The organism is Vibrio sp. 1078-1 (genome assembly GCF_033340475.1).
Genome location: NZ_JAWOWM010000214.1, coordinates 1 through 811, shown reverse-complemented (window position 1 = coordinate 811; position 811 = coordinate 1). Strand labels below are relative to the sequence as shown.

Below are 811 nucleotides of genomic sequence, written 5' to 3'. Positions count from 1 at the left end.
TAAAAGGGACAGAATACAGCGTTGCGATTCATCCAGCGGTTCAAGGCAATATCACGGTCAACCTTTCTGACGTGACATTAGATGAAGTGCTTAGCGTTGTACAAAACATGTACGGTTACGATGTCATGAAATCGGGCAAAGTAATCCAAGTTTATCCGGCAGGTATGCGTACGGTGACGATTCCAGTCGACTACCTACAGTTTAAACGCTCAGGTCGCTCACTGACGAGCATTGTCACGGGCTCCGTTACTTCGGCTGGTACGTCCAATTCTGGTGGTAGCTCTGACAGCTCAGACTCTTCAGATTCCAACAACAGCAATAACGGCAATGATAGCTCGACGACATCAACAGGCGGAACGCGCATTGAAACCATCACCGAAAGTGATTTTTGGCCAATGTTGCAACAAGCGGTGGCGAACTTAATTGGTTCGGGTAAAGGCCAAAGTGTGGTAGTTACGCCACAAGCTGGCGTGATCACCGTGCGAGCTTTCCCTGATGATATTCGTGAAGTGCGTGAGTTTTTGGGTGTGTCTCAAGAACGAATGCAGCGCCAGGTGATCCTTGAAGCGAAAATCTTAGAAGTCACGCTCAGCGATGGTTACCAGCAAGGTATTAACTGGTCGAACTTATCGGCGTCAATTGGTAACTCAGGAAGTATCATTGTTAATCGCCCTGCTTCTGCTCTGCCTCCATTAGATGCGATTGGTACGCTTCTTGGCGGTCAAACCAACGTTACGATATCTGATGGTAACTTCGAGGCGGTATTAAACTTTATGTCGACGCAAGGCGACCTAAATGTGCTCTCAAGCCC

General features: G+C 48.1%; 1 protein-coding gene. It reads left to right on the top strand.

Annotation, left to right across the window (positions count from 1 at the left end; all coding sequences use genetic code 11):
• Nucleotides 1–811 (top strand): pilus (MSHA type) biogenesis protein MshL (locus tag R7190_RS26685; RefSeq protein WP_318137773.1); only part of this gene is annotated, 811 nt, incomplete at both ends.